A 25,042-nucleotide genomic window follows, 5' to 3' on the forward strand; every position below is an offset into this window, starting at 1 on the left:
AGTCTCGACGCATGGGTATTGAGACTGAGTTCCGGGCCATCGTCGTCGACCGCATCGAAAATGCCGAGGGCCGGAAGACGCAGAGCGCGGCCATTCGCGTGGTTGACGACGGCTTCCTGATGGCCGGCGACGTCACCATCGCGGTCGAGTACTCAAGCATCAACTACAAGGACGGGCTCGCCCTGATGGGCCGCCCCGGGGTCGTGCGCGCCTGGCCCCTGGTCGCCGGGATCGACCTGGTCGGAACGGTCGAGCAGAGCGCCGACCCGCGCTGGTCGGCCGGAGACCAGGTCATCCTCAACGGGGCCGGTCTGAGCGAGACGCACCACGGCGGGTTGGCCGAACGGGCCCGCGTGTCGGGGGGCTCCCTGGTGCGGCTGCCGAACGGTATCAGCGCCGTGCGGGCCGCCGCGATCGGCACGGCCGGGTTCACCGCCATGCTGTCCGTGCTCGGCCTCGAACGGGGTGGGGTCACGCCGGAGTCCGGTGCCGTGCTCGTGACCGGCGCTGCCGGCGGGGTCGGCAGCGTCGCCGTGGCACTGCTCGCCGCCCGCGGCTTCCAGGTGCACGCGTCAACCGGCCGCATCGATGAGCTCGGGGACTACCTGCGCGGGCTCGGTGCCGTCGAACTCGTCGATCGCCGCACCCTCAGCGAGGCCGGCAAACCGCTGCAGGGCCAGCGCTGGGCCGGGGCCGTCGATTCGGTCGGCAGCGCCACCCTCGCCAACGTCCTCGCCCAGACGAACTACGGCGGAGTGGTCACCTCCTGCGGCCTGGCCCAGGGGGCCGACCTTCCGGCCACGGTCATGCCCTTCATCCTGCGCGCCGTCAGCCTGATCGGGATCAATTCGGTCGAGGCTCCGCTCGCCCAGCGCGAGGAGGCCTGGCAGCGCCTCGCCTCGGACCTCGACCTGGGCCTGCTCGACCACCTCACCCAGGTGATCCCGCTGGAGGCGAGCTTCGATGCCGCCGCGGGCATCCTCGCGGGCACCATGCACGGTCGAACCGTCGTCGACGTGCGCCGCTAGCACGCGACTCCGAGGCTGCGGCTGCGGCTGCCGCTGCCGCTCAACGTCGTCCCGAACGAATTCGACGGATACAGCAGGGGAGCGGAGATTTTGCTCAAAACAGGCCCTAAACATCCGTCTCAGTCCGGAATCGGTAAAATCTCCGTCGAATCGGTTCGACAGCGGACGTGCTCGACCAGTGGGACGGTCAACCGCCGAGCTTGAGCGACGCGATCAGGTCCGGGGCGTGGTTGGTGGTCAGGATCACCCGGGAGAACTCGTCGTCAATGAGGTCGATCACGACCGCCTGGCGCTTGCGCTTGATCGCCAGGAAGTCCTTGCCGCCGCGGAACTTCCAGGTGCCCACCGCGACCACCAGCGGCAGGCCCACCCCGGGAGAACGGATCCCGCGGATCCAGATCCACGGGTCATCCGTGATCGTCACCGAACGGATGTTCCCGCGCGGTACGACGATGTCCTCGCGCCGCAGGGCGAGGGTCTTCTCCGCTTTCGTGAGGTGGATCTCAAGCCGGTCAGGGTGAACGCGGAGGGAAGCCATGCGTCTAGTCTGCCTGTTCCGGGACGAAATCCACCTGTCGGAACCTCACAAAGGAATAACTCCCGGGTGTACGGGTCACACCTGCGGGTCACACCTGCGGGGTCGCGGCGGCCGCGGCCTTCGCTGCGGCAGGGAGGGCGTCAAGGATCCAGCCGACCGCGCTCTCGTCGTGGGCGTTGGAGACGAACCAGGCCTCGAACACGGACGGCGGCAGCGAAACGCCCTGATCCAGCATGGAGTGGAAGAACGGACCGTAGCGGAACGTCTCCTGGCGCTGCACCTGAGCGTAGTTCCGAGGCGCGCTGGCGGCGGCTTCGGCACCGAATACGAAGCTGAACAGGTTGCCGGCCCGCTGCACGCTGTGCGCGACGCCCTCGGCCGAGAAGGCGGCGGAGACGGCCTCGGAGAGCAGCAGCGCGGTGGCGTCGATGCGCTCGTAGACGCTCTCGTCCAGGGCCCGCAAGGTGGCGATGCCGGCGGCGACCGCCACCGGGTTCCCGGAGAGCGTGCCGGCCTGATAGACCGGGCCGTTTGGAGCCAGGAAGTCCATCACGTCGGCGCGACCGCCGAGGGCCGCCACCGGCAGGCCTCCGCCGATGACCTTGCCGTAGGTGAACAGGTCCGGCGTGTAGTCCGCCTGCCCCTGGCCCACGGTGTCCAGTCCCCAGTAGCCGGCCGGATGCACCCGGAAGCCGGTGAGGACCTCGTCGATGATCAGGAGCGCGCCTTGCTCGTGCGCGAGGGCGGTGAGCGCGGCGTTGAAGCCGGCGTCGGGAGCCACGACACCCATGTTCGCCGCCGCCGCCTCGGTGATCACGGCGGCGATCCGGCCCGGGTGCGCCTCGAAGGCGACTCGTACGGCATCCAGGTCGTTGTACGGCAGCACGAGGGTCTGCGCGGCCGTCGCTGCCGTGACCCCGGCCGAGCCGGGCAGGGCCAACGTGGCCAGGCCGGACCCTGCCTGAGCCAGCAGTCCGTCCGAGTGACCGTGGTAATGCCCGGCGAACTTGATCAGCAGGTCGCGACCGGTGAAACCGCGGGCCAGACGGATGGCCGTCATGGTGGCCTCGGTGCCGGTCGAGACCAGGCGCAGCTTCTCGACCGCGCCGACGCGTTCCTCGATCAGTTCGGCCAGGATGGTCTCACCGGGCGTAGAGGCACCGAAGGACAGGCCGAGCGCGGCGGCATCCTGCACCGCCTGCACGACCTCCGGGTGGGCGTGGCCGAGGATGGCCGGGCCCCAGGAGCTGACCAGGTCGACGTATTCACGCCCGTCCGAGTCGGTGACATAGGCGCCCTTCGCTTTCACCAGGAACAGCGGGGTACCCCCGACCGACCGGAAGGCCCGAACGGGTGAGTTCACTCCGCCGGGGATGGCGCGCTGCGCGCGGGCGAAGAGATCGTCGTTGCGGGACATCATCGGGCCTGTCTTTCGTTGAACCAGGTGGCCAGTTCGACCGCCCAGTAGGTGAGCACGGCGTCCGCTCCGGCGCGACGGATGCTGAGCACGGACTCCTCGACGGCCCGGCGGCGGTCGATCCAGCCGTGGGCGGCTGCGGCCTCAATCATCGCGTATTCACCGGATACCTGGTAAGCCCAGACCGGAACGTCACTGACGGCGGCGACCTCGGCGAGCACGTCGAGATAGCTGCCGGCGGGCTTCACCATCACGATGTCGGCGCCCTCCTGGATGTCGAGCCGGGCCTCGCGCACGCCCTCCCGGCGGTTCGCCGGGTCGAGCTGGTAGCTGCGCCGGTCACCGTCGAGGGTTGACTCCACCGCGTCGCGGAAGGGACCGTAAAAGGCCGAGGCGTACTTGGCCGAGTAGGCGAGCACGGCCGTATCGACGTAGCCGTTCTGGTCGAGCGCCTGGCGCACGGCGGCAACCTGGCCGTCCATCATTCCGCTCAGGCCGAGCAGCTGCGAGCCGGAGGCCGCCTGCACGAGCGCCATGTCGCAGTAGCGCTCGAGGGTGGAATCGTTGTCGACGCTGCCGTCTGCGCCGACCAATCCGCAGTGGCCGTGGTCGGTGAACTCGTCGAGGCAGAGGTCGGTCTGCACGACGAGGGCGTCGCCGACCTCGTCGGCCAGCGCGCGGGTGGCGGCGTTGAGGATGCCGTCGGGATCGGTCGCCCCGGAGCCGACGGCGTCGCGCACGGTCGGCACCCCGAAGAGCATGACGCCGCCGATGCCCGCTCCCGCGGCCTCGGTCACCGCCCGCCGGGCGCTGTCAATGGTGTGCTGAACCACCCCGGGCATCGACTGGATCGGCATCGGGTCGCCGCTGCCCTCCCGCACGAACATCGGAAGAACCAATTCGGAGGGGTGCAGACGGATTTCGCTGGCCAGGCGACGGAGCGCGGGAGTGGTGCGCAACCGTCGCGGGCGGATGACGGGGTTTATCACCCGTCAACCCTACGTCGCCGGGCCGGGCGTGCGCGAACCGTCAGCGGGATTGGGCGACGTGCACCAGGGCCTGGATCAAGGACTCGGCGCTGGGCGAGTCGGCCACGACGTCGACGCGCAGGCCGATGGCCGCCGCATCCCGCGCCGTGCGCGGCCCGATGCAGGCCACCACGGTCGATTCGGGGATCGGCCCGAGTTGGTCCTGCACCTGCTGCGCCACGCTTCCGGAGGTGACGAGCAGGGCCTGGACAGTGCCGGCCGCGACGTCCGCGACGACGCGCTGGTCGACCGGGACGCCGATGGTGCGGTATGCGACGACCGATTCGACGTCGTGGCCGATCCGGCGCAGCCCCTCGGTCAGCAGCGGCTTGGCGATTTCCGAGCGGAGAGTGAGGATGCGCAGCGGCACCTGGCCCGAGGTGGCCGTTTCCCACTCCTCGAGGAGTCCGCGGGCCGAGTTGTCTTCGGAGGGGACGATGTCGACCCGGTAACCGGCCGCGATCAGGGCCGCGGCCGTTGTCTCGCCGACCGCCGCGATGCGCGTGGACGCGGCCACGACGGCACGGTGCGACGACAGAACGTCAACGGTCGTGGCGCTGGTCACGGTCATCCAGTCGAAGTCGCCCGCCGCGAGGCGTGCGAGGGCGGCCTCGAGCGCGGGGGCGTCGTCGGTCGGGGCGAAGTTGATCATGGGGGCCACGATCGGCTGGGCGCCCTTGGAACGCAGGTCGGCGGCGACGTGGTCGCCCCACGGGCCGCCGCGCGGCACGAGAACCCGCCAGCCGGTGAGCGGCTTGGCGAGGCTGGCTTTTGTCTTGTAACGCGAGTTCATCACGAAGTCACCTTGATCGGGGCGAAGTCGGCAGCGCCGCCGGCGAGCAGGTCAAACGAAACACGGTTGGACACGTCTTGCGCGGCTTCGGCCAGGTGCGCAATGGAGTGGGAGTCGGGGGTGGCGGCATGGGAGCTCACGACGCTGCGGGAGCCGTCCGGGCTGTACACCGTGGCGGTGAGGAACAGGAGCCCGTCGTCGATCGCGGCCATGGCGCCGATGGGCGCGGCGCAGCCGGCTTCGAGCCGCTCCAGCACCAGACGCTCGGCCATGACGGTGGTCTGGCTGGTCGAGTGATTGATCGCAGTGAGGGCCGTGGCGAGAGTACGGTCGAGCTTGCCGTCGCGCACCTCGAGCGCGAGCGCGCCCTGGCCGGGAGCGGTCGGCCAATCCGACAGTTCCAGGTATTCGCCGTCCACGGACTCGAGCAGCGCCAGCCGGCTGAGGCCCGCGGCGGCGAGCACGACGGCGTCGAGGTCGCCCTCGGCCACACGGTTCAGACGGGTCTCCACGTTGCCACGGATGTCCACGACGTCCAGGTCCGGGCGCAGCGATCGCAGCTGGGCGGCCCGGCGCGGTGACCCTGTGCCGACTCGCGCGCCCTCGGGCAGCGTGGTCAGGTTCAGCCCATCGCGGGCGCACAGCACGTCGCGCGCATCCGCACGCTTCGGGGTGGCGCCGATTCGGAGGCCCGGGTAGGCGGCCGTCGGCAGATCCTTGAAGGAATGCACGACGACGTCGCATTCTTCGGCCAGGAGCGACTCCCGCAGGGCGCTGGCGAAGACGCCCGTGCCGCCCAAGCTTGACAGAGACTCGCGGGAGGTGTCGCCGTGCGTCGTGACCGTGACGATTTCGACCTCGGAGCCGGACGCGGTCGCGATGCGGTTCGCAATCGCAGTGGTCTGCGCCAGGGCGAGCGCGCTGCCACGGGTTCCGACGCGGATCAGGCTCACGGAGCCATCCCGGCGACGGCCGGCTTGAAGCCCAGGCGCACGTTCTCGCAGCAACCGGGGCGGCAGACGTCGTACCAGGGTCCGAGGTCGGTCTCGTGCGGACGAGCGTCGGCGGGGGTGTCGTTCATGCGCTCCTCAACCAGGTCGATGAGCCCGCTCACGAAGGCCGGGTCGACGCCGGGCGTCGGCACCCGCACGGACACGAGGCCGAGGTCCCCGGCGGTCTCGGTGGCCTCGTTGTCGAGGTCCCACATGACCTCCATGTGGTCACTGACGAAGCCGAGCGGCACGATGACGATGGCACGGATGCCCCGCTCCGGCAGCAACGCGATGGCGTCGTTGATGTCGGGCTCGAGCCACGGCATGGTGGGCGGCCCGCTGCGGGACTGGAAGACCAACTGCCACGGGGTGTCCACCCCGACCATGACCTTCTGGGCGACGGCGAGGTGCTGCGCCGCGTAGGCGCCGCCCTCGCCGAAGCCGCGCTCGGCCGGGCCGCTCTTGTTGGCGTCGGTCATCGGGATCGAGTGGGTCGAGAACAGGATTTCGACCTCGGTGGCCAGGTCGATTCCGGGGACCTGGGCCACGACATCCGCGAGCCCCTTCTGGAGGGCGGTCACGAACGGGGTGACGAATCCGGGGTGGTCGAAGAACTGGCGCACCTTGTCGATGTGCACCACGCCCTCCAGCCCGGTCGCGGTCAGCGCGGCCGCGAAGTCCTCGCGGTACTGGCGGCAGCCGGAGTAGGAGCTGTAGGCGCTGGTGGCGATGGCCAGGAGCCGGGTCTGGCCGTTGTCGTTGGCCTCGCTGATGGTGTCGCGCAGGTAGGGTGCCCAGTTGCGGTTGCCCCAGAGCACGGGCAGGTTGATGCCGCGGCGTTCGAGTTCGGCCTGGAGCGCGGCGCGAAGCACACGGTTCTGGTCGTTGATCGGGCTGACCCCGCCGAAGTGGCGGTAGTGCTTGGCGACCTCTTCGAGGCGCTCCTCGGGGATGCCGCGCCCGCCGGTGACGTTGCGCAGGAACGGGATCACATCGTCCTGACCCTCGGGGCCGCCGAAGCCGGCGAGCAGGATGGCATCGTAGGTAGTCATTACTGCAGAACCTCCACCAGTTCGGCCGTCGAGATGCGGCGGCCGGTGTAGAACGGGACCTCTTCGCGCACGTGGCGGCGCGCCTCGGTGTTGCGCAGTTCGCGCATCAGGTCGACGAGCTCGGTGAGCTCGTCGCTTTCGATCGGCAGCAGCCACTCGTAGTCGCCGAGGGCGAACGAGGAGACGGTGTTGGCGATGGCTCCGCGGAAGGCCGCGCCCTTGCGGCCGTGGTCGGCGAGCATGGCGCTGCGCTCGGCCTCCGGCAGCAGGTACCACTCGTAGCTGCGCACGAACGGGTAGAGGGTCAGCCAGCCCTTCGGCTCCACTCCGCGCAGGAACCCAGGCACATGGCTCTTGTTGAACTCGGCGTCGCGGTGCACGCCCATGGCGTTCCAGGTCGGCAGGAGGCTTTTGAGGAGGCGGCTACGACGCAGCTGGCGGTGGGCCCACTGCAGGGTCTCGGCCTCCGGTGCGTGGGTCCAGATCATCACGTCGGCGTCGGCGCGGAGCCCGGAGACGTCATAGAAGCCGCGGACGGTGACGCCCTCGGCCTCAACCAGACCGATGACGTCGTCGAGCTCCAGGACGGCTCGGGGCACATCGTGGCCGTCGAGGTCGTCCGGGTTGCTCGGATCTTTGCGCAGCACAGCGAAGAGCGTGAAACCCTGCGGCGACGCGTCTGGCGCGTCAGTCGTTCCGTGGGTCTCGGCAGAGGTGGTGGAGTGAGGTGGGTTTACTGCCTCTCCGGCAGCCGGGTGAGTCATAACTACTAGTCTCTACTCCTTTGCCGCGAGAGCCAAAATTGCGCGGTCGGGTACCGGCTTCCGTTGGCCTCAGCGGCGCTGCACGGCCCTGACACCGAGCCAGATGGCGCCCACCGCGGCCGTGGCCGCGCCCAGGACGATGCCGGCCAGTGCGAGGGGATTCTTCTCGCCGAGTTCGCGCAGGCGCACGTTGGCCAGGCGCGAGCGTACGCGCAACTGCCTCGGCACGTTGAGCCTGTACTCGATCGCGTCGAGCGTTTGCGCGAGTTCGACGCGGGCACGGGCGGCCTCGGCGCGCAACTCGGTCTTGGTGCGCGGAACGGCCTCAACCGTGACAGCTGCGACGCTCCCGCGGACGGCCTCATGTGTCGTCGTGTTCACTTCAGTGCTCATATTTGCCAACTCCCTTGAGGGCGTCGACGTCGCGACGGATGCTTTCCGTCACGCCGTCCGGATCCGATGACGTTCCAGCCTGCAGCCGGTTTCTGCCGACCAGCCCCAACAGGAGCGCGAGCAGCAACAGGGCGACCGCCACGATCAGGGTCGCGAGCCAGAGCGGCAGGACGAGGGCGAGCGCGATGACCGCGAGGGCGACCAGCACCAGAGCCGCGAAGAACGCGAACAGGGCCGCCCCGACGAAGAGCCCGATGCCCAGCCCGATGTTCTTGGCCTTACCGGCGAACTCCGCCTTAGCCGCGTCGAGTTCGGCCTTGACCAGGGCGATGATCTGACCGGGCAGCTCACCGAGAAGGTCGAACGTCGATTTCCGGCTCTTCGGGTTGAATTCGCTGTTTCTCACAGTTTCCCCTTCGTTCGGAGTGTCGCGGTGATTATTTCGTGGTGGTGTCGTCGGCGACCGTCGTCGGTGCGGTCGGCGCTGCGGTCGCCGGCGTCGGCACGGTGTAACTGGTCCCGGACGTCTTGGACGCCTTGGACTGCAGGGCCGAGGCGATCTTCTTGCCGGTCTCGAGGAGTGCCGACGGCACATCCCCGACCCGCTCGAGCGCGAAGTCGCGAGCCTCGTTCACCCGGCGCTGAACGGGCGGCGCGTTCCATACGTTGTCTGCCGCGGCCACGATCTGGTCGTAGCGCTTGCGCCCGGCGCGCGCGCCGAGGACGTATCCGACGAGTCCACCCGTGATGAACAGAAGCTTTCCCCGCATTGTCACTCCATTCCTCAAGGTGCACGTATCCCTCAGAGTATCCCCCATTAGGGATAAGAGCAGGTCGGCACGGCCGGTGACCCGGCGATCAGATGCCGAGGGCCTCCTGCCGGGTGCGGGAGGCCGCGGCGACGGCATCCGGGATCACCGAGGCCAGGCCGGTGCCGGCGAGCCACGCACCCGTAAGTTCGAGTCCCGGGGTGGCGGCCACGACCTCGCGCACCTGGTCGACCCGCTCGGGTGCGCCGACGGTCGCGGGCGAGAGGGCATCGCCCCAGACCGTGCGCGCGAAACCGCGCACGGCGGTCGCGTCGAGGTCGACGCCCAGGATCGTGCGGGCGTCCGCCAGGGACAGCGCGAGGAGCTCGTCATCGCGAAGACCGGCGGTGGGGCTGTCCTGGCCGGCGCGACCGTAGGACAGACGGATGACGTGTCGGCCCGGTCCGGCGGCCTCGGCCAGCCAGTCCCACTTCGCGGTCACGTGGGTGAGCGCCTTGGCGGTGACCCCGGGGGTCGCGGCCGCGACCAGCACGCCGGTGCCGCGCGGGTGCAGGTCGAGCTCCGGGGCGTCGATGACGATCGTGGCCAGCTCGATCGCCGTCGGCTGCGGCCAGTCGAGTTCGGCGAGCGCCGCATGGGCCGGGCTCAGGCCGGCCAGTAGGCCGAGCGCCTGCGCGCCTGGAGTCGCGATGATCACGAAGTGGGCGTCGAGGGTGGTCTCCGGCGCCGGGGCTGCCGGCGCGTCTGCGTCCGCCGCCGTGTCCGGTGCCGCGCAGGTGGCCGTCCAGGTGGGCGCGTCCTCGGTGCCGGAGCGCTGCAATGCGGTGACCGGGGCATCCGTCACGATCTCGGCGCCGAAGTGCACGAGGTCGGCCACCAGAGCGGTCACGAGCCGGAACATGCCGCCGCGGAGCCCGGCCACGTTCGAGCCGGCCGGGGCGCCGGAGCGCAACGACAGCACGGCCCCGGAGAGCGAACCCGTCACCGTGAGGGCGGAGTTGAGGCCCGGGGCCACGACGTCGATCTCGAGATCGTCGGCCGCGGACGAGTACACCCCCGCGGTCACGGGTTCGACGAGCCGTTCGAGCACGCGGCGCCCCATGCGCTTGCGCACGAGTTCACCCAGGCTGTGTTCCCGGCCGATCGTCAACACCGGCATCAGCCGGTCCGCGTAGGCGCGCCAGGCGCCACTCCAGCCGATCACGCGGCGCACGTCGTCGGCGAGCGGAGAACCGGGGATGCCGAGCACGCCGGCCTTGGGCAGCGGAACGCTGACCGAACCATTCGGCACGCGGTCGTCGGGCAGGTGCAGCCACGCGCCGGCGGGGTTCGGCGCGACAACCTCGTCGGACAGACCGAGGTCGGCGATGAACTCGGCCACCGCGTCGCGCCGCACGGCGAAGCTCTCGGCACCGCTGTCGAGGGTGAGGCCGGCCACTTGGTGGCTGCCGAGTGCTCCGCCCGGCACACCGGTGGCTTCGAGCACGGTCACGCTGAGTCCGACCCGGGCGCAGACTCGGGCGGCGATCAGGCCCGCCACCCCTCCACCGATGACGATGACGTCTTTCATTCGCGCCCCCTGAGCCTGCGTGCGATTGTCAGGACGCGGACGGCGCGGCGGCCGGGGCTTCCGGGACGGCGGCGGCCGGGCCGGCGGAGACTGCGGTGACCTCGTGCACGAAGGCCACCAGGCGAGTCAGCACGTTCGGGTCGGTCATCGGCGGAACGCCGTGGCCCAGGTTCAGCACGTGGGACGGTGCCGTGCGCCCACGCTCGAGCACGTCGAGGACATGCGCTTCGAGCACCGGCCACGGTGCCGCGAGGAGCGCCGGATCGACGTTGCCCTGCACCGGGACCAGTCCGCCGAGGCGACGGTTGGCTTCATCGAGCGGCACCCGGTAGTCGACTCCGACGACGTCGGCGCCCACCCCGTGCATCTCCCTGAGCAGCTCGCCCGTGCCCACTCCGAAGTGCACAACGGGCACGTTGCGGCGCACGGATGCGACGCCCTCGGCATCTGTGCCCGCGGCGCCCTCGCCATAGGTGAGGTCGCGCACGTGGGCGATCGCCGCGGTGGAGGCAGGAGCGACGAAGCGCGTGTAGTCGGCCAGCGAGAGCGCGCCGGCCCAGGAGTCGAATAGCTGGGCGGCGCTGGCGCCGGCCAGAACCTGCGCGCGCAAGAATCGTCCGGTGACCTCGGCCGTCCACTCCATCAGGGTGGCCCAGGCGTCGGGGTCCGCATGCATGAGCGTGCGGGCGTTGATGTGGTCCTTCGACGGACCGCCCTCCACGAGATAGGCCGCCAGCGTGAACGGGGCCCCGGCGAATCCGATCAGCGGCGTCGAGCCGAGCTCGGCGACTGTGCGCGCGACCGCCGCGGTGATCGGGGCGAGGTTCCCCTCAAGCACGGCAGGGTCGAGAGCAGTGAGCTCCGCGACATCCTTCGCCGTGCGCACGGCCGTGCCGAGGACGGGGCCGGTGCCTGCGACGATCTCGACGTCGACGCCCACGAGCTTGAGCGGAATGACGATGTCGCTGAAGAGGATGCCGGCGTCGACGTTGTGGCGGCGCACCGGCTGCAGCGTGATTTCGCTCGCCATCTCCGGGTCGAGGCAGGCGTCGAGCATGCGCGTACCGACCCGCAGCGAGCGATATTCGGGCAGCGAACGGCCAGCCTGGCGCATGAACCAGACGGGGGTGACGTCTGGCCTGGTGCCCTGGTAGGCGCGGATGAGACGTGAATCGGCTGTGAGTCCGGTTGCGAGTGGGTGTTGCGCGTCGAGGTTCATTACCTTGATTCTGTCAAACTTCCTACACTCGGGCGATTCGGGCCCTCAGCCACAGGTCGTAGACTCGTCTGGTGTTGATCTGCCTGTCCGCCAGCCATAAGAACTCCAGCTTCGACGTGCTGGAGAAATTGTCTGTCGGTGCGAACGACACGGCGGGTGGCATTCTCGAGCGGCACCCGGCCCTGGTCGGTGCCGTGGTCGTGGCCACCTGCAACCGGTTCGAGGCCTACCTCGACCTCGACGAACCGCTCGGCTCCTCCCCACTTTCGGCCGTGCACGCCGCCATCGACGGCGTCAGTGCGAGCACCGGCGTGGCCGTCGACGTTCTGCGGAACACCCTGGACCTGGTGCACGGCAGCGGCGTCGCCGAGCACCTCTTCGCCGTGACGAGCGGCCTCGAATCGGTGGTCGTCGGCGAGGGCGAAATCGCCGGCCAGGTGCGCCGCTCCCTCGAGCAGGCCCGGCTCTCCCGCACCACCAGCCCCGAACTCGAACGCCTCTTCCAGCGTGCGTCGCAGACCTCGCGGGGCGTCAAGAACCGCACCGGCATCGGAGCCGCGGGGCGTTCACTCGTGCGCCTGGCCCTCGAACTGGCCGAAAGCCGCATCACGGACTGGGCTCAGACCCGCGTGCTCCTGGTCGGCACGGGCCGTTACGCGGGGGCTTCCCTCGCCGCGCTGCGGGACCTCGGCGCCGAGGACGTGCGGGTGTACTCCCCCTCGGGCCGCGCCCAGAAGTTCGCCACCTCGCATCAGATCACCGCCGTCGCCGAGTCGGCGTTCGCCATCGAAGCCGCCGAGGCCGACCTGATCCTCACCTGCACGACCGCCGACACCCACGTGATCGACGCGGCCCTGCTCCACTCGGGCCGCGCACTCTCCCTGCAGCTCCCGGCCGCCGAAGCGCGCACACTGCCCTCCTGCCCGATGACGGATGCCCCGACCGAGATCCCGCGCCGGCTCATCATCGACCTGGGCCTGCCGCGCAACGTCGACCCGGACGTCACCGACCTGGCCGGCGTCGAGCTGCTCGACCTCGAGACCATCCGCATCCACGCGCCGCTCGAGGAGCTCAACGCCACCAGCGACGCCCGACTGCTCGTGGGCCGCGCCGCCCGCAAGTTCTCCGCGGTTGCCGAGGAGCAGAGCCTCGCCCCGGCCGTCGTGGCCCTTCGCAGCTACGTCTTCGACCTCCTCGACGGTGAGATCGAACGGGCGCGCAACCGCGGCGACAACAGCGAGCAGACCGAGGCGGCCCTGCGCCACTTGGCCGGCGTGCTTCTGCACACCCCGATGGTGCGATCCCGCGAGCTGGCCCGAGCGGGCGAGCAGGCCGCATTCCTGACCGGACTCGATGCCCTGTTCGGCATCCAGGTTGAGCTGCCCGCCGCCGGGACCGCGGCCACGGTCGCCGATATCGGCCCCGTGGCATCCTGACGGTGGGCGGCCTGGCCCCGCACGGTGCGAGCGCACACGGTGCGAGCCTGCACGGTGCGAGCGTGCACAGCACGGCCGGGATCCGCGGGTGAGAGCCGTCTGGTTCGACGCGTTCGGTGCCGTACCCGAGCTGCGGGAGGTTCCTGACCCGGTGCCGTCCGCGTCCGGGGTCGTCGTGCGAGTGGAGGCCACCGGCCTCTGTCGCAGCGACTGGCACGGCTGGCTCGGGCACGACGCCGGCATCGCCCTGCCGCACGTTCCGGGCCACGAGCTCGTCGGCGTGATCGACGCCGTGGGGCCCGAGGTGCGCCGCTTCGCCGTGGGCCAGCGCGTCACTGTGCCGTTCGTCTGCGCCTGCGGCGACTGCCCGGAGTGCAGGGACGGCAACGGCCAGGTCTGCCGCAACCAGACCCAGCCCGGCTTCACCCACTGGGGCTCCTATGCGGAGCGGGTGGCCCTGCACAACGCCGACGTCAACCTGATCGCGATTCCCGTTGGACTGGATGCCGGCGCCGCCGCACTGCTCGGCTGCCGCTTCGCCACCTCCTATCGCGGACTCGTGCATCAGGCCCGGTTGCAGGCGGGCGAGACCCTCGTCGTGGTCGGCTGCGGCGGCGTCGGTCTCTCCGCGGTCATGATCGGCGCGGCGCTCGGTGCGACCGTGATCGCCGTGGACATCAGTGCCGCGGCCCGTGAGACGGCCGCGCGAGTGGGCGCGACCTTCACGGTGGACTCCGCCGGGCTCTCGAACGATGAGGTGGTGGCGCGGATCCGCTCGGTGACAGGCAGGGGCACGGATGCGGGTGCGGGTGCGCAGGTCAGCGTCGAGGCGCTCGGCCGGGAGAGCACGGTGGGCATCGCCATCCGTTCACTGGCAACCCGGGGACGCCACGTCCAGATCGGATTGCTGGCGGAAGACCCACGGCTTCCGCTCGGCGACGTCATCGCCCGCGAACTGACCGTGATGGGCAGCCACGGGATGCCCGCGGGCGACTATCCGGCCCTGCTGGCCCTGGTCACCTCCGGCCGGCTGCGCCCGCAGGACCTGATCGGCCGCCGCCTCAGCCTGGCCGAGGCGCCCGCCGCCCTCGCCGCCATGAGCGACCCGGCCGCGCCGGGCGGCGTCACCCTGATCGAGCTCGCCCGCCCCTGAACTCGTGCGGCGGCGGCTCGCTAGGTATCCGTCTCCCTCCACCTGTGGGGCCAACTCAGGAAAACCGGTGTGTCCGGTCGCCGCGGTGCCGCCGTTCCGGGGCCGCCGAAGCTCGCCCGCGGGACTTCTCCTGAGTTAGCACCCCACCGGTACCGCCAGCGGTACCCCCTGCACAAGCACCCCACCGGTACCGCCAGCGGTACCCCCGGCCCCAGCCGGTAGCGCGGGGCCGGCAGACTCGGCTATGCGCCGCGGAGGCGCTCGGCCAGGTAGGCGTCGAGCTTGTCGAGCGGCACGCGCTCCTGCGCCATGGTGTCGCGGTCACGCACGGTGACGGCCTGGTCCTCGAGCGAGTCGAAGTCGACCGTGACGCAGTACGGGGTGCCGATCTCGTCCTGGCGGCGGTAGCGGCGGCCGATGGCGCCGGCGTCGTCGAAGTCCACGTTCCAGGACTCGCGCAGCCGCGCCGCGAGGGACTTGGCCATCGGCGAGAGCGCCTCGTTGCGGGACAACGGCAGCACGGCGACCTTGATCGGCGCCAGGCGCGGGTCGAGTTTCAGCACGGTGCGCTTGTCGACGCCGCCTTTCGCGTTGGGCACTTCCTCCTCGTGGTACGCGTCTACCAGGAACGCCATCAGAGAGCGGGTCAGTCCGGCCGCCGGCTCGATCACGTAGGGAACCCAGCGCTCATTCTTCGTCTGGTCGAAGTAGGACAGATCCTTGCCGGATGCCTCCGCGTGCGTCCTGAGGTCGAAGTCGGTTCGGTTGGCAACACCCTCGAGCTCGCCGAATTCGCTGCCGCTGAAACCGAAGCGGTACTCGATGTCCACGGTGCGCTTGGAATAGTGCGAGAGCTTCTCGGCCGGGTGTTCGAACAGGCGCAGGTTGTCGACGTTGATGCCGAGGCCGGTGTACCACTTCAGGCGCTGGTCGATCCAGTACTGGTGCCACGTCTCATCCGTGCCCGGCTCGACGAAGAATTCCATCTCCATCTGCTCGAACTCGCGGGTACGGAAGATGAAATTTCCCGGGGTGATCTCGTTGCGGAAGCTCTTGCCGATCTGGCCGATGCCGAACGGCGGCTTCATGCGAGCAGCCTGCAGCACGTTGGCGAAGTTCACGAAGATGCCCTGCGCGGTCTCGGGGCGCAGGTAGTGCATGCCGGCCTCGTCGTCGACCGGGCCGAGGTAGGTCTTGAGCAGGCCGGAGAAAGCGCGCGGTTCGGTCCAAATATGACGGTTTCCGCAGTTCGGGCAGGGGATGCCGTCGATGCCGCCCTCGGGCGGGCGGCCCTTCTTCTCCTCGAATTCCTCCTCGAGGTGGTCTGCGCGGAAGCGCTTGTGGCAGCTCGTGCACTCGACCAGCGGGTCGCTGAAGACCTCGACGTGACCGGATGCCTCCCACACCTTGCGGGGAAGGATCACCGAGGAGTCGAGGCCCACCACGTTGTCGCGGCTGGTGACCATGAAGCGCCACCACTGCTTCTTGATGTTCTCCTTGAGCTCCACGCCCAGCGGCCCATAGTCCCAGGCAGACCGGGACCCACCGTAGATTTCACCGGCCTGGAACACGAACCCGCGGTGGCGGGCAAGGGCGATGACGGAATCGAGGCGGGAGAGGGCGGCCACGGGGCTCCAATGGTCGAGAGGGCGGGGGATCTGGAAAGCACACAGGACAGGCAGAAGCCGCCCGGCGCTCCGTCCATTTTAGGCGCCCGTCCGGAAGGTGCCGCCAAGCTGTTAGCCTTGCTAAGGATTTCCGCAGTCCTTGCGGGTACCTCAAAGGAGAGATCATGGGCATCAAGCCCCGAACGCCACACGATTCAGCCAAGCGGGGTGAGGAGCTGGACCGGGATCCCCTCCTGTTGCCCGTTGCTCTCGACCAAACCACCCACGACGCCGAGGAAGCCCACTGGACCCCCCTGAAGATCGGGATCTGGGGCGGCATCTCGCTGCTCGGCGGGCTGAGCTGGGTGATGCTCGCCGTCGTTCGCGGCGAGACCGTCAACGCCATCTGGTTCGTCTTCGCCGCCGTCTGCACGTACCTGATCGGTTACCGTTTCTACTCCAACTACATCCAGAAGCACCTGCTGCACCCCGATGACCGGCGCGCGACGCCGGCCGAGTACAAGGCCGATGGCAAAGACTTCGCGGCCACGGACCGCCGGGTTCTCTTCGGTCACCACTTCGCCGCGATCGCCGGCGCCGGACCGCTCGTCGGCCCCGTGCTGGCCGCCCAGATGGGCTACCTGCCCGGCACGATCTGGATCATCGTCGGTGTCGTGCTTGCCGGCGCGGTGCAGGACTACATGGTGCTGTTCTTTTCAATGCGCCGCGGCGGACGCTCCCTGGGTCAGATGGCCCGGGACGAGCTCGGCAAGGTGGGCGGCACGGCCGCCCTCGTCGCGACTCTGGCGATCATGGTCATCATCGTGGCCATCCTCGCCCTCGTCGTCGTCAACGCCCTCGCGGACAGCCCCTGGGGCGTCTTCTCGGTCTCGATGACCATTCCGATCGCCCTGTTCATGGGCGTCTACCTGCGCTTCTTCCGCCCGGGCCGGGTCACCGAGGTCTCGATCATCGGCTTCATCCTGCTGCTGGCCGCCATCATCGGTGGTGGCATGATCGCGGACACCGAGTGGGGCTCAACCTTCTTCGCCATTGAACCGCTGCCCCTCGCGATCGGCATCATCGTCTACGGCTTCGTGGCCGCCATCCTTCCGGTTTGGCTGCTCCTGGCCCCCCGGGACTACCTGTCCACCTTCATGAAAATCGGCACGATCGGGATGCTGGCAATCGCCATCATCATCGTCCGCCCCGAGATCTCGGCCCCGGCCGCCAGCGAGTTCGTGAACGGCGGCGGCCCCGTGGTGAGCGGCTCGCTCTTCCCGTTCCTCTTCGTCACCATCGCCTGCGGCGCCCTGTCCGGCTTTCACGCCCTGATCGCCTCCGGCACGACACCGAAGCTGATCGAGAAGGAACGCCAGACCCGGTTCATCGGTTACGGCGGAATGCTGATGGAATCATTCGTCGCCATCATGGCGCTCGTCGCCGCGCTGTCGATCGACCGCGGCATCTACTTCGCCATGAACTCCTCGCCGGCCCTGACCGGCGGCACCGTTGAGGGTGCTGTCACATTCGTGAACAGCCTCGGACTGACCGGTGTCAACCTGACCCCCGAGATGCTCACCGAGACCGCGAAGAACGTGGGCGAGGAGACCATCGTGTCCCGCACCGGCGGCGCCCCGACACTGTCGGTCGGCCTCGCCAACATCATGCACCAGCTTGTGGGCGGCTCGGGGATGATGGCGTTCTGGTACCACTTCGCGATCATGTTCGAGGCGCTGTTCATCCTGACCGCCGTCGATGCCGGAACCCGCGTGGCCCGGTTCATGTTGCAGGACAGCCTCGGCAACTTCTTCCCGAAGTTCAAGAACACCTCCTGGCGCCCGGGCGCCTGGGTCACGACCGGGATCATGGTCGCCGCCTGGGGTGCCGTGCTCGTGATGGGCGTCACCGACCCGCTCGGTGGCATCAACACCCTGTTCCCGCTGTTCGGAATCGCGAACCAGCTGCTGGCGGCCATCGCCCTGGCCGTCTGCCTGGCGATCGTGGCCAAGCGAGGGCTGTTCACGTACCTCTGGGTTGTGGCGCTGCCGCTGACCTTCGCCGCCGTCGTGACCATCTACGCGTCGTTCCTGAAGATCTTCTCGACCGTTCCCGCCGTGGGCTACTTCGCCCAGAATCGAGCGTTCTCCAACGCTCTGGATGAGGGACTCACCAGCTTCGGCACGGCGAAGACCGTCGAGGCGATGGAGGCGGTCGTGCGCAACACGATGGTGCAGGGCGTCCTTTCGATCCTGTTCGTCGTGCTGGCCATCATCGTGATGGTCACCGCCGTGCAAGCCACCTGGAAGTCCTACAAGTCCCGCAGCTTCGGCACCAACGAGGATGACGCGGTGGCGTCGCAGATGTTCGCCCCGTCCGGCTTCGTAGCCACTCCGGAAGAGAAGAAGCTGGCCGCACGCTGGGACACCCAGATCGCCCAGGCCAAGCTGGACAAGGCAGGGAGGACGACCCGCCGATGAATCTGCTCGCCAGTGTTCGCCACGCCGCGAAGAGCTTCGCCTGGTTCATGAGGGGGGTCATGGGTGAAGACGCCTACGACAAGTACAAGGCCCACCATGAGGCCCACGACGAATCGATTCATGACCCGGATGCCGCCGCCTGCTCCGGACCAGTGATGATGACGGAACGCGAATTCTGGCGCGACCAGACCGACCGCCAGGACATCAACCCCCAGGGTCGGTGCTGCTGAGCGGGTGCGCCACCATCGCCCAGGGCTGCCCCCGCGAAGGCTTCCTTCGCGGGGGCAGCCCTGTTTTCCTGTTTTCACCGGCGGCGCCGGTCAGTGCACGTATTCCAGCAGGTCGAGGCCGACCGCGCGCATCCCGTCGAGCACCGCGAGCCGGGACGAGAGGCGGGTGTCCGCGAAGGACATCGAGACCATGTAGGTCACCCCGGCGCGCGGGCCGCGCAGAATGCCGATCTCACTGCGCACGCCGGCATCCGTTCCGGTCTTGTTGACCAGCAGGAGGCCGTGATCTCCGGACCGATGCGCGAGCGGGTCGAGCCCGAACGCGCTGGCGACCATGGACAGGTCGGCGCCGAGCGACAGCCAGCCGAGCACGCGCTCACTCGCCTCCGCATCGACGACCTCCCCCCGGGCCAGCGCCGTGAACAGCCAGGTGAGCTCCTTGGCGCTGCCGACCGAGAGCTGAGGCGCGTCATCGGGACCGCGCCGGTCGCGCACAAGGTCGAGCAGGGCGGTGCGGCTGAGTCCGAGCTGCTCGGCGCGGGAACGCACCGCGTCCAGGCCGACTGCGCGGAGCAGCACATTGGTGGCCAGGTTGTCGTTGATGGCACCGATCAGCGCAGCGAGGTCGGCGATCGGCAGCGAGGGAGCCTGCAGGTGCTGCCAGAGGCCGGATCCGGCGACCGAATCGGACACGGTGCGATCGAGGATCGTGTACGCGCCGAAGTCGGCGTCGCGGAGCCGGGCGGCGACCTCGATCAGCAGAAGCACCGTGCCGATGCCGGCGGTGGGCATGACCACGTGGTCGTCCACGGAGAACAGTACCCGGCCGGTGACCAAATCGGTGGCGCGGGCCGAGACCTGCACCCCGTCGACCGCGAGGTCACCGAGCGCCTGGAACCCGCGGCCGAAGTTCGCCGTGGCGTCCACGCCGCCGTGCCTGCCGCGGCGCGCCGAGGAGTGGCGAGACCGGCGCTCTGAGTCCTGGGATGGCATGGCCACAGTGGGCAGGTCCTTACGTAGATTCGGGCTGCTCGACCCCGGTGACACGGGCTTACGGTCGCGCTGAGGTCACCAGATCGTAACGCGCTTTTCCGGGTCCAGCCAGAGAGCGTCGTCCGGGGTGACGCCGAACGCCGTATAGAACTCGTCGATGTTGCGCACGATCTGGTTGCAGCGGAATTCGTTGGGCGAGTGCGGGTCGATCGAGAGCAGGCGGACGGCCTCCTCGTCACGCATCTTGAGCTGCCAGGCCTGTGCCCAGGAGAGGAAGAAGCGCTGGGTGCCGGTGAGTCCGTCGATCACGGGCGGCGCCTGGCCGTCCAGCGAGATCAGGTAGGCCTTCCAAGCGATGGAGAGCCCGCCGAGGTCGCCGATATTCTCGCCGATGGTGAGTGCGCCGTTCACGTGGTGGTCGGGAACCTGATGCGGGGCGAGCGCGTTGAACTGCTCGATCAGGGAGCCGGTGCGCTCTTCGAAGGCCGTGCGGTCATCTTCGGTCCACCAATCGGTGAGTAGCCCGGTGCCGTCGTATTTCGAGCCCTGGTCGTCGAAGCCGTGGCCGATCTCGTGCCCGATGACGGCGCCGATCGCGCCGTAGTTGGCGGCGGAATCGCGGGCATCGTCGAAGAACGGCGGCTGCAGGATGGCGGCCGGGAAGACGATCTCGTTGAAGCCCGGGTTGTAGTACGCGTTGATCGTCTGCGGGGTCATGAACCACTCGTCGCGGTCGAGCGGGTTGCCGATCTTGCCCAATTCCCGCTGAAACTCGAACTCGCTCGTGGCGCGCACGTTCTTGATCAGGTCGGCCGGGTCGACCGAAAGGGTCGAGTAGTCCCGCCACTTGACCGGGTAGCCGATCTTGGGGGTGAACTTCTCGAGCTTGTCGAGCGCACGGGCGCGCGTCTCCGCGGTCATCCAGTCGAGTTCGGTGATGCTCCGGCGGTAGGCCTCGACCAGGTTGGCCACGAGTATGTCCATGCTCGCCTTCGCGCTGGGCTTGAAGTGCCGCTCGACGTAGATGCGCCCGACGGCCTCGCCGAGCGCCCCCTCGACGAGCGAGACGCCACGCTTCCAGCGCTCGCGCAACTGGGGAGTGCCGGTCAGGGTGCGACCGTAGAAGTCAAAGCTGGACTCGACGAAATCGCTCGACAGGAACGCGGCGCTGGAACGGATGATCTGCCACCGTAGCCAGTCCTTCCAGCCCTCGAGCTGGTCCTCGGTGAGCATCTCCGCCAGACCGGTCACGAAGCTGGGCTGGCGCACGACAACCTCGTCGAGAGCACCGGCCGGGCCGTCGAGCCCGTCAAGCCAAAGGTGCAGGTCGGCGCCGGCGGCCAACGCGGTGACCTGACCCCAGGTCTTGAGGTTGTAGGTCTTCTCGCTGTCGCGCGAGCGCACCTTGTCCCAGTGGTGAGTGGCGAGCTCGGCTTCGAGAAGGAACACGCGCTCGGCGCGACCGGCGGCATCCGGGGTGCCGACGAGGCCGAACATCCGGGTCAGGAACGCCTGGTAGGCCTCCCGGATCGCGGCGAACTTCTCGTCGCGGTAGTAGGACTCGTCGGGGAGGCCGAGCCCGCCCTGCTCGACGAAGACGAGGTAGCGCTCGGGGTCCCCCGGATCGTTGTCGACGAAGAGACCGAAGGCGCCGGGCACGCCCGCGCGCTCGAGGCGGCCGAGGGTGCCGAGCAGCTCGGGGATGGAGGTGACGGCGTCGACGATGGCGAGATCGGCCGCGAGCGGGGTCGCTCCGAGCTCTTCGACGCGGTCCTCGTCCAGGAAGCTGGCATAGAGGTCGCCGAATTTGCGCTCCTCGGTGCCGGGGGCGGCGGTCTGGGCTTCGAGGATGATTTCCCGGACGGCCTTCTCCGATTCCTCGGCGAGCAGGTAGAACGAGCCCCAGCGTGCCTTGTCGGCCGGGATCTCGCTGCGGGCGATCCACTTGCCGTTCACATGGCGGAAGAGGTCGTCCTGCGGACGCACCTCGAGGTCAAGTTCGTCGCGGTCGATTCCGGATGCGGTCCCCTGGTCAGTCATGCCTCCACCCTATTCGCTGTGACAGTGGCCGAGCTGGTAGAGACCTATCGGGTGTGCACACGGATGGCGGTGGACCTCCCGGCCCGCTGGTCGAGCGCGCCGAGACCCGGAGCTACAGCCCCACCGCCTTGCTCGGCAGTGCGATCAGTGTCTGTTCCGGGTCGTTCTCCACCGGGGGCCGCAGCCAGTGTTGCGTTCCGGTGCGGGTGATCTTCCAGTGCTGGTTGTGTAGCAGCAGGTGGTGCGGGTGGCAGAGCAGTACTCCGTCGGCGAGGTTGGTGTCCCCGCTGTCGGTGAGCCAGTCGTTGATGTGGTGGGCTTCGCTCCAGGCCGGTGATCGGTCGCAGCCGACCCAAAGGCATCCGCCGTCACGCACTGCCATCGTGGCGCGCTCTGCCTCGGTGAAGAGTCGTTCGTCACGGCCGACGTTGATGATTTGGCCGATGTCGTCGAATTTGATGCCGCGGGTGCCGGTGTCGCGGAGCAACCGGTCGATGGTTTCCTGCGAGATGGGGACCGGGTTGCCTTCGATCTGCCCGTGAGCGGCGGGTTCGGCGGCACCCGGCTCGGCGGGTTCGGCTGTGAGGGCCTTCTCGGTCACGATCACGCGCACCGCCGGGCGGCGTCCGCCGAAGACCCGGCCCGGGTCGGCCTCGCCGGCGACCTTCGGCAGCTGCACGAGGGAGTCCGTGTTGATCTGCTCGGTGCTGCGCGGGTCGTCCTGCATTTTTTGGGCCCAGGCGGCGCGTTCCGGGTCGACGAAGCGCACTCCGCCGCGGCGGGGGCTGGTGATGGAGTCGAAGGTGGAGAGCACGAATTCGCCGTCTTCGGGGGCGAAGAGCCCGTTCAGGCGCACGTTGTCATTGCTCAGCCGGTAGACCTTCAGGTAGCGGTCGTCGTGGGCCTGCTTCTCCCGGGCGGCGATGCCGGCCTGATCGAGGAGCCCAGCAGGGCGACGGCGTCGGCCGCCCGCCTGAGGTCATCCGCGAGGTTCGTCATGTTACGAGGATACCTGATGTCGTACAGGTAGTCGGGTATCTGTCACTTATTATGGACACTTTATTGCACTAGTTTCGAAGTCTTGTCTGGCAGCGCGGAGATTGGCTCGCCGGGTCTCGACAGGCTCGACCACCGGAAGCGGACACCGGGTGCGGAGGGGCTGAACTAGAGTTTTGGCATCACCATCACCGTGCTCCGCCCGCAGCCCATCGACCGCGAGATCCTGCGCCTCGCCATTCCCGCCGTCGGCGCGCTCATCGCCGAACCGCTCTTCCTGCTCGCCGACTCCGCCATGGTCGGGCACCTCGGCGCCGTTCCGCTGGCCGGACTCGGCCTGGCCGGCGCCGTGCTGCAAACGATCATCGGCCTGATGGTCTTCCTGGCCTACAGCACCACGCCCGCGGTGGCCCGCTGGCTGGGGGCCGGTGACCGCCGCCGTGCGGTCGCCGTCGGCATCGACGGACTCTGGCTGGCCCTCGGCCTCGGTGTGCTGCTCGCGATTGCGGGCTGGTTCGCCACCCCCCTGCTCGTCGGCGCGTTCGGCGCCGAGCCCGCCGTCACCGCCGCGGCCGTCAGCTACTTGGGACCATCGATGTTCGGACTGCCTGCCATGCTGCTCGTCTTCGCGGCGACCGGGCTGCTCCGCGGGCTGCAGGACACCCGCACCCCGCTGTGGGTGGCCGGGATCGGGTTCTCGGTCAACATCCTGCTGAATGCGGTGTTCATCTACGGCCTGGGACTCGGCATCGTCGGATCCGCCCTCGGCACGGTCGTGGCACAGTGGGCGATGGTCGCGGTCTATCTTGCCGTCGTCGGCCGCCACGCGCGCCGCGAGAGTGCGCCGCTGCGCCCGCATCGGGTCGGGATGTTGCGGGGCGCGGCATCCGGCGGCTGGCTGTTCCTGCGCACGGTGAGCCTGCGTGCGGCCATGTTGCTCGCGGTTTTCGTGGCCACGAGCCTCGGTTCTCCCGAGCTGGCCGCCTTCCAGATCGCGATGACCCTGTTTGCCACGCTCGCGTTCGCCCTTGACGCCCTGGCGATCGCGGCACAGGCGCTGGTGGGCCGGGGCCTCGGCGCCGGCAACCTGGCCGAGGTGCGCGCGGTGCTCAGGCGCTGCCTGGAATGGGGCGTGCTCAGCGGGTCCGCGCTCGGGCTGCTGGTGATCGCCGCGAGCGGCGTGCTCGGCCGACTGTTCACGAACGCGACCGAGGTCAGCGACCTGCTGCCGGCGGCCCTGATCGTGCTCGGGCTATCCGTTCCGCTCGGCGGGGTGGTCTTTGTGCTCGACGGAGTGCTGATCGGTGCCGGCGACGCGCGCTACCTGGCCCTGACCGGATTGGTGAACCTGGCCGCGTTCGTGCCGCTGGCCGTCGCGGTGCTGCTGCTGGCGCCGTCGGGACCAGCGGGACTGGCCTGGCTGATGGCGGCGTTCGCGTTCGGCTACCTCGGCGCACGCGGGGTGACGCTCGGGCTGCGCGCCCGGGCGGCGAAGTGGATGGTCGTCGGCGCCCGCTGACACCGGGGCAGCCCCGGCGCTGACGGCCGCGGCGACTCTAGCTGAAGGAGTCGCCGCAGGCGCAGCTGCTGCCGGCGTTCGGGTTGTCGATCGTGAAGCCCTGCTTCGCGATGGTGTCCTCGAAGTCGATCGAGGCACCCTCGAGGTACGGCACACTCATCTTGTCGAGCACGACCCCGACGCCGTCGAAGTCCACGACGACGTCGCCCTCGAGAATGCGCTCGTCGAAGTAGAGCTGGTAGATCAGGCCGGAGCAGCCTCCGGGCTGCACGGCTACGCGCAGGTTCAGGTCTTCGCGACCCTCCTGGCTAAGCAGGCTGCGCACCTTCAGCGCGGCAGCGTCAGTCAGGCCGACGCCGTGGGCCGGTGCGATGGGGGCAATGGTGTCGGTCATGAGACTCCTCGGACTTCACGCTGCATGGACGAGTCGGGACCGCTCCGCTTGAGCGTTTCGCCTGCGCGAGTATTCAGACACTCTAAGCTCCCGCGGCCGTTCTGCGAACCCCGGAGACTGCCGCGGGCATCCGTTGCGTGCCCGCGCCTCCCCGACGACCCCTCGACGACCTGCCGGTGACCCGCCAAAACGAGCCGAAGTGTAGCCAGATGAAACCCTGAAGCCTAGGGTGAAGTGTTCCCGTTTTTTTTATGCGCGCGGTCCAGATGACCGCGACGCAGCACGGCGTGGCCCTGATTGTCTTTGATCTCTCAGCGGTGCGCACCTGAGCCGTCCTCACAACTCGTTCTCAGCCGGTCTCCTCACGGAGTCCGGCTCGGGATGACCGGACTAATATCCGGGTTGCCGGGGTGGCAGAAGAGGTAAATATGTCTGACGTCCTTCTTGACCGCCCCGAACTTGCGGGGCTCGGTGTCTACGAGTTCGGGTGGTCCGACTCCGATGCTGCTGGTGCCTCCGCCCGCCGCGGGATTTCGCCGGAGGTGGTGACCGATATCTCCAATCTCAAGGGCGAGCCTGAGTGGATGCTGCAGCGTCGCCTCAAGGCCCTCGAGTTGTTTGAGCGCAAGC

At 69.0% G+C, this 25,042-nt stretch carries 23 protein-coding genes and 1 pseudogene; 7 read left to right on the plus strand and 17 right to left on the minus strand.

What is annotated here, in order from left to right:
• Positions 1–11: 11 nt before the first annotated feature.
• Positions 12–1,028, plus strand: a complete 1,017-nt coding sequence (locus tag E3N86_RS08370; protein ID WP_134342528.1) for an MDR family oxidoreductase — start codon at positions 12–14, stop codon at positions 1,026–1,028.
• A 187-nt stretch (positions 1,029–1,215) separates the two neighbouring features.
• On the opposite strand, the gene E3N86_RS08375 is transcribed toward E3N86_RS08370, so the two are convergent.
• From E3N86_RS08375 to hemE, 12 genes are all read right to left on the minus strand, one after another.
• Entirely contained in the window at positions 1,216–1,566 is a 351-nt protein-coding gene (locus E3N86_RS08375; protein ID WP_104099932.1) for a hypothetical protein, read from the minus strand.
• An 88-nt stretch (positions 1,567–1,654) separates the two neighbouring features.
• Positions 1,655–2,983 carry a glutamate-1-semialdehyde 2,1-aminomutase gene (gene hemL / locus E3N86_RS08380; protein ID WP_104099933.1) on the minus strand — a complete coding sequence of 443 codons (1,329 nt, stop codon included), beginning with the start codon at positions 2,981–2,983 and terminating at the stop codon, positions 1,655–1,657.
• Positions 2,983–3,969: a porphobilinogen synthase gene (gene hemB, locus E3N86_RS08385; protein ID WP_370247314.1), complete on the minus strand. Its 987-nt coding sequence runs from the start codon at positions 3,967–3,969 to the stop codon at positions 2,983–2,985. Before hemB ends, hemL begins: the two co-directional genes overlap by 1 nt.
• A 43-nt stretch (positions 3,970–4,012) precedes the next feature.
• On the minus strand, positions 4,013–4,804 hold the full coding sequence (locus E3N86_RS08390; protein WP_134342572.1) for a uroporphyrinogen-III synthase: 792 nt from the start codon (positions 4,802–4,804) through the stop codon (positions 4,013–4,015).
• Positions 4,804–5,757, minus strand: a complete 954-nt coding sequence (gene hemC / locus E3N86_RS08395; protein WP_104099936.1) for a hydroxymethylbilane synthase — start codon at positions 5,755–5,757, stop codon at positions 4,804–4,806. The genes E3N86_RS08390 and hemC overlap by 1 nt, the downstream gene beginning before the upstream one ends.
• Entirely contained in the window at positions 5,754–6,848 is a 1,095-nt protein-coding gene (locus E3N86_RS08400) for a ferrochelatase (protein ID WP_104099937.1), read from the minus strand. Before E3N86_RS08400 ends, hemC begins: the two co-directional genes overlap by 4 nt.
• Positions 6,848–7,612, minus strand: coding sequence for a hydrogen peroxide-dependent heme synthase (gene hemQ / locus E3N86_RS08405; protein ID WP_104099938.1), 765 nt, complete (start codon positions 7,610–7,612; stop codon positions 6,848–6,850). The genes E3N86_RS08400 and hemQ overlap by 1 nt, the downstream gene beginning before the upstream one ends.
• A 69-nt stretch (positions 7,613–7,681) precedes the next feature.
• Positions 7,682–8,005, minus strand: coding sequence for a DUF3618 domain-containing protein (locus E3N86_RS08410; protein ID WP_104099939.1), 324 nt, complete (start codon positions 8,003–8,005; stop codon positions 7,682–7,684).
• Positions 7,995–8,411, minus strand: coding sequence for a phage holin family protein (locus E3N86_RS08415; RefSeq protein ID WP_166784747.1), 417 nt, complete (start codon positions 8,409–8,411; stop codon positions 7,995–7,997). The genes E3N86_RS08410 and E3N86_RS08415 overlap by 11 nt, the downstream gene beginning before the upstream one ends.
• Positions 8,412–8,442: 31 nt before the next feature.
• Positions 8,443–8,781 carry a hypothetical protein gene (locus E3N86_RS17000; protein ID WP_174843004.1) on the minus strand — a complete coding sequence of 113 codons (339 nt, stop codon included), beginning with the start codon at positions 8,779–8,781 and terminating at the stop codon, positions 8,443–8,445.
• An 82-nt stretch (positions 8,782–8,863) separates the two neighbouring features.
• Positions 8,864–10,345 (minus strand): protoporphyrinogen oxidase, encoded by a 1,482-nt coding sequence (gene hemG / locus E3N86_RS08425; protein ID WP_134511746.1) that lies wholly within the window; start codon positions 10,343–10,345, stop codon positions 8,864–8,866.
• 28 nt (positions 10,346–10,373) lie between these two features.
• Complete coding sequence (gene hemE, locus E3N86_RS08430; protein ID WP_104099942.1) at positions 10,374–11,564, minus strand: uroporphyrinogen decarboxylase; 1,191 nt, start codon at positions 11,562–11,564, stop codon at positions 10,374–10,376.
• Positions 11,565–11,635: 71 nt separating this feature from the next.
• Here hemE and E3N86_RS08435 point away from each other — a divergent pair, with 71 nt between their 5' ends.
• The gene (locus tag E3N86_RS08435; protein WP_104099943.1) at positions 11,636–13,000 is read left to right on the plus strand and encodes a glutamyl-tRNA reductase; all 1,365 of its coding nucleotides are present in this window, start codon (positions 11,636–11,638) and stop codon (positions 12,998–13,000) included.
• A gap of 88 nt (positions 13,001–13,088) precedes the next feature.
• Positions 13,089–14,153: an alcohol dehydrogenase catalytic domain-containing protein gene (locus tag E3N86_RS08440; protein ID WP_104194354.1), complete on the plus strand. Its 1,065-nt coding sequence runs from the start codon at positions 13,089–13,091 to the stop codon at positions 14,151–14,153.
• 242 nt (positions 14,154–14,395) lie between these two features.
• Here the strand turns inward: E3N86_RS08440 and E3N86_RS08445 are convergent, their stop codons facing one another.
• A complete protein-coding gene (locus E3N86_RS08445) occupies positions 14,396–15,781 on the minus strand; it encodes a glycine--tRNA ligase (protein WP_104099945.1) in 1,386 nt (461 codons plus the stop codon).
• Positions 15,782–15,945: 164 nt separating this feature from the next.
• On the opposite strand from E3N86_RS08445, the gene E3N86_RS08450 reads away from it, so the two are divergent.
• Together E3N86_RS08450 and E3N86_RS08455 are read left to right on the plus strand one after the other, a co-directional pair.
• Entirely contained in the window at positions 15,946–18,240 is a 2,295-nt protein-coding gene (locus E3N86_RS08450) for a carbon starvation CstA family protein (protein ID WP_134511747.1), read from the plus strand.
• A complete protein-coding gene (locus E3N86_RS08455; RefSeq protein WP_134511748.1) occupies positions 18,237–18,470 on the plus strand; it encodes a YbdD/YjiX family protein in 234 nt (77 codons plus the stop codon). The genes E3N86_RS08450 and E3N86_RS08455 overlap by 4 nt, the downstream gene beginning before the upstream one ends.
• A 90-nt stretch (positions 18,471–18,560) precedes the next feature.
• On the opposite strand, the gene E3N86_RS08460 is transcribed toward E3N86_RS08455, so the two are convergent.
• From E3N86_RS08460 to E3N86_RS08470, 3 genes are all read right to left on the minus strand, one after another.
• The gene (locus E3N86_RS08460; protein ID WP_134342521.1) at positions 18,561–19,469 is read right to left on the minus strand and encodes a serine hydrolase; all 909 of its coding nucleotides are present in this window, start codon (positions 19,467–19,469) and stop codon (positions 18,561–18,563) included.
• A gap of 69 nt (positions 19,470–19,538) precedes the next feature.
• Entirely contained in the window at positions 19,539–21,503 is a 1,965-nt protein-coding gene (locus E3N86_RS08465; protein ID WP_134511749.1) for a M13 family metallopeptidase, read from the minus strand.
• A 112-nt stretch (positions 21,504–21,615) separates the two neighbouring features.
• Positions 21,616–22,428: a DUF222 domain-containing protein gene (locus E3N86_RS08470; protein WP_134511750.1), complete on the minus strand. Its 813-nt coding sequence runs from the start codon at positions 22,426–22,428 to the stop codon at positions 21,616–21,618.
• 258 nt (positions 22,429–22,686) lie between these two features.
• Here E3N86_RS08470 and E3N86_RS08475 point away from each other — a divergent pair, with 258 nt between their 5' ends.
• Positions 22,687–24,018 (plus strand): MATE family efflux transporter, encoded by a 1,332-nt coding sequence (locus E3N86_RS08475; RefSeq protein ID WP_233191240.1) that lies wholly within the window; start codon positions 22,687–22,689, stop codon positions 24,016–24,018.
• A 37-nt stretch (positions 24,019–24,055) separates the two neighbouring features.
• Here E3N86_RS08475 and erpA read toward each other — a convergent pair whose 3' ends face one another.
• Positions 24,056–24,412 (minus strand): iron-sulfur cluster insertion protein ErpA, encoded by a 357-nt coding sequence (gene erpA / locus E3N86_RS08480; protein ID WP_104099952.1) that lies wholly within the window; start codon positions 24,410–24,412, stop codon positions 24,056–24,058.
• Between the two features lie 428 nt (positions 24,413–24,840).
• On the opposite strand from erpA, the pseudogene E3N86_RS08485 reads away from it, so the two are divergent.
• Positions 24,841–25,042 (plus strand): annotated as a pseudogene (locus E3N86_RS08485) (Fe-S cluster assembly protein SufB); the annotation flags it as partial.

The sequence above is a fragment of the Cryobacterium sp. Hz7 genome, assembly GCF_004402815.1.
Classification (GTDB): Bacteria; Actinomycetota; Actinomycetes; order Actinomycetales; family Microbacteriaceae; genus Cryobacterium; species Cryobacterium sandaracinum.

What these genes read in the sequence shown, in the direction of transcription:
- hemL (WP_104099933.1), bottom strand. Translation starts at nt 2,983, where the DNA reads ATGTCCCGCAACGACGATCTCTTCGCCCGCGCGCAGCGCGCCATCCCC.
- E3N86_RS08370 (WP_134342528.1), top strand. Translation starts at nt 12, where the DNA reads ATGGGTATTGAGACTGAGTTCCGGGCCATCGTCGTCGACCGCATCGAA.
- hemQ (WP_104099938.1), bottom strand. Translation starts at nt 7,612, where the DNA reads ATGACTCACCCGGCTGCCGGAGAGGCAGTAAACCCACCTCACTCCACC.
- E3N86_RS08450 (WP_134511747.1), top strand. Translation starts at nt 15,946, where the DNA reads ATGGGCATCAAGCCCCGAACGCCACACGATTCAGCCAAGCGGGGTGAG.
- E3N86_RS08455 (WP_134511748.1), top strand. Translation starts at nt 18,237, where the DNA reads ATGAATCTGCTCGCCAGTGTTCGCCACGCCGCGAAGAGCTTCGCCTGG.
- hemE (WP_104099942.1), bottom strand. Translation starts at nt 11,564, where the DNA reads ATGAACCTCGACGCGCAACACCCACTCGCAACCGGACTCACAGCCGAT.
- E3N86_RS08465 (WP_134511749.1), bottom strand. Translation starts at nt 21,503, where the DNA reads ATGACTGACCAGGGGACCGCATCCGGAATCGACCGCGACGAACTTGAC.
- erpA (WP_104099952.1), bottom strand. Translation starts at nt 24,412, where the DNA reads ATGACCGACACCATTGCCCCCATCGCACCGGCCCACGGCGTCGGCCTG.
- E3N86_RS08400 (WP_104099937.1), bottom strand. Translation starts at nt 6,848, where the DNA reads ATGACTACCTACGATGCCATCCTGCTCGCCGGCTTCGGCGGCCCCGAG.
- E3N86_RS08410 (WP_104099939.1), bottom strand. Translation starts at nt 8,005, where the DNA reads ATGAGCACTGAAGTGAACACGACGACACATGAGGCCGTCCGCGGGAGC.
- E3N86_RS08390 (WP_134342572.1), bottom strand. Translation starts at nt 4,804, where the DNA reads ATGAACTCGCGTTACAAGACAAAAGCCAGCCTCGCCAAGCCGCTCACC.
- hemG (WP_134511746.1), bottom strand. Translation starts at nt 10,345, where the DNA reads ATGAAAGACGTCATCGTCATCGGTGGAGGGGTGGCGGGCCTGATCGCC.
- E3N86_RS08375 (WP_104099932.1), bottom strand. Translation starts at nt 1,566, where the DNA reads ATGGCTTCCCTCCGCGTTCACCCTGACCGGCTTGAGATCCACCTCACG.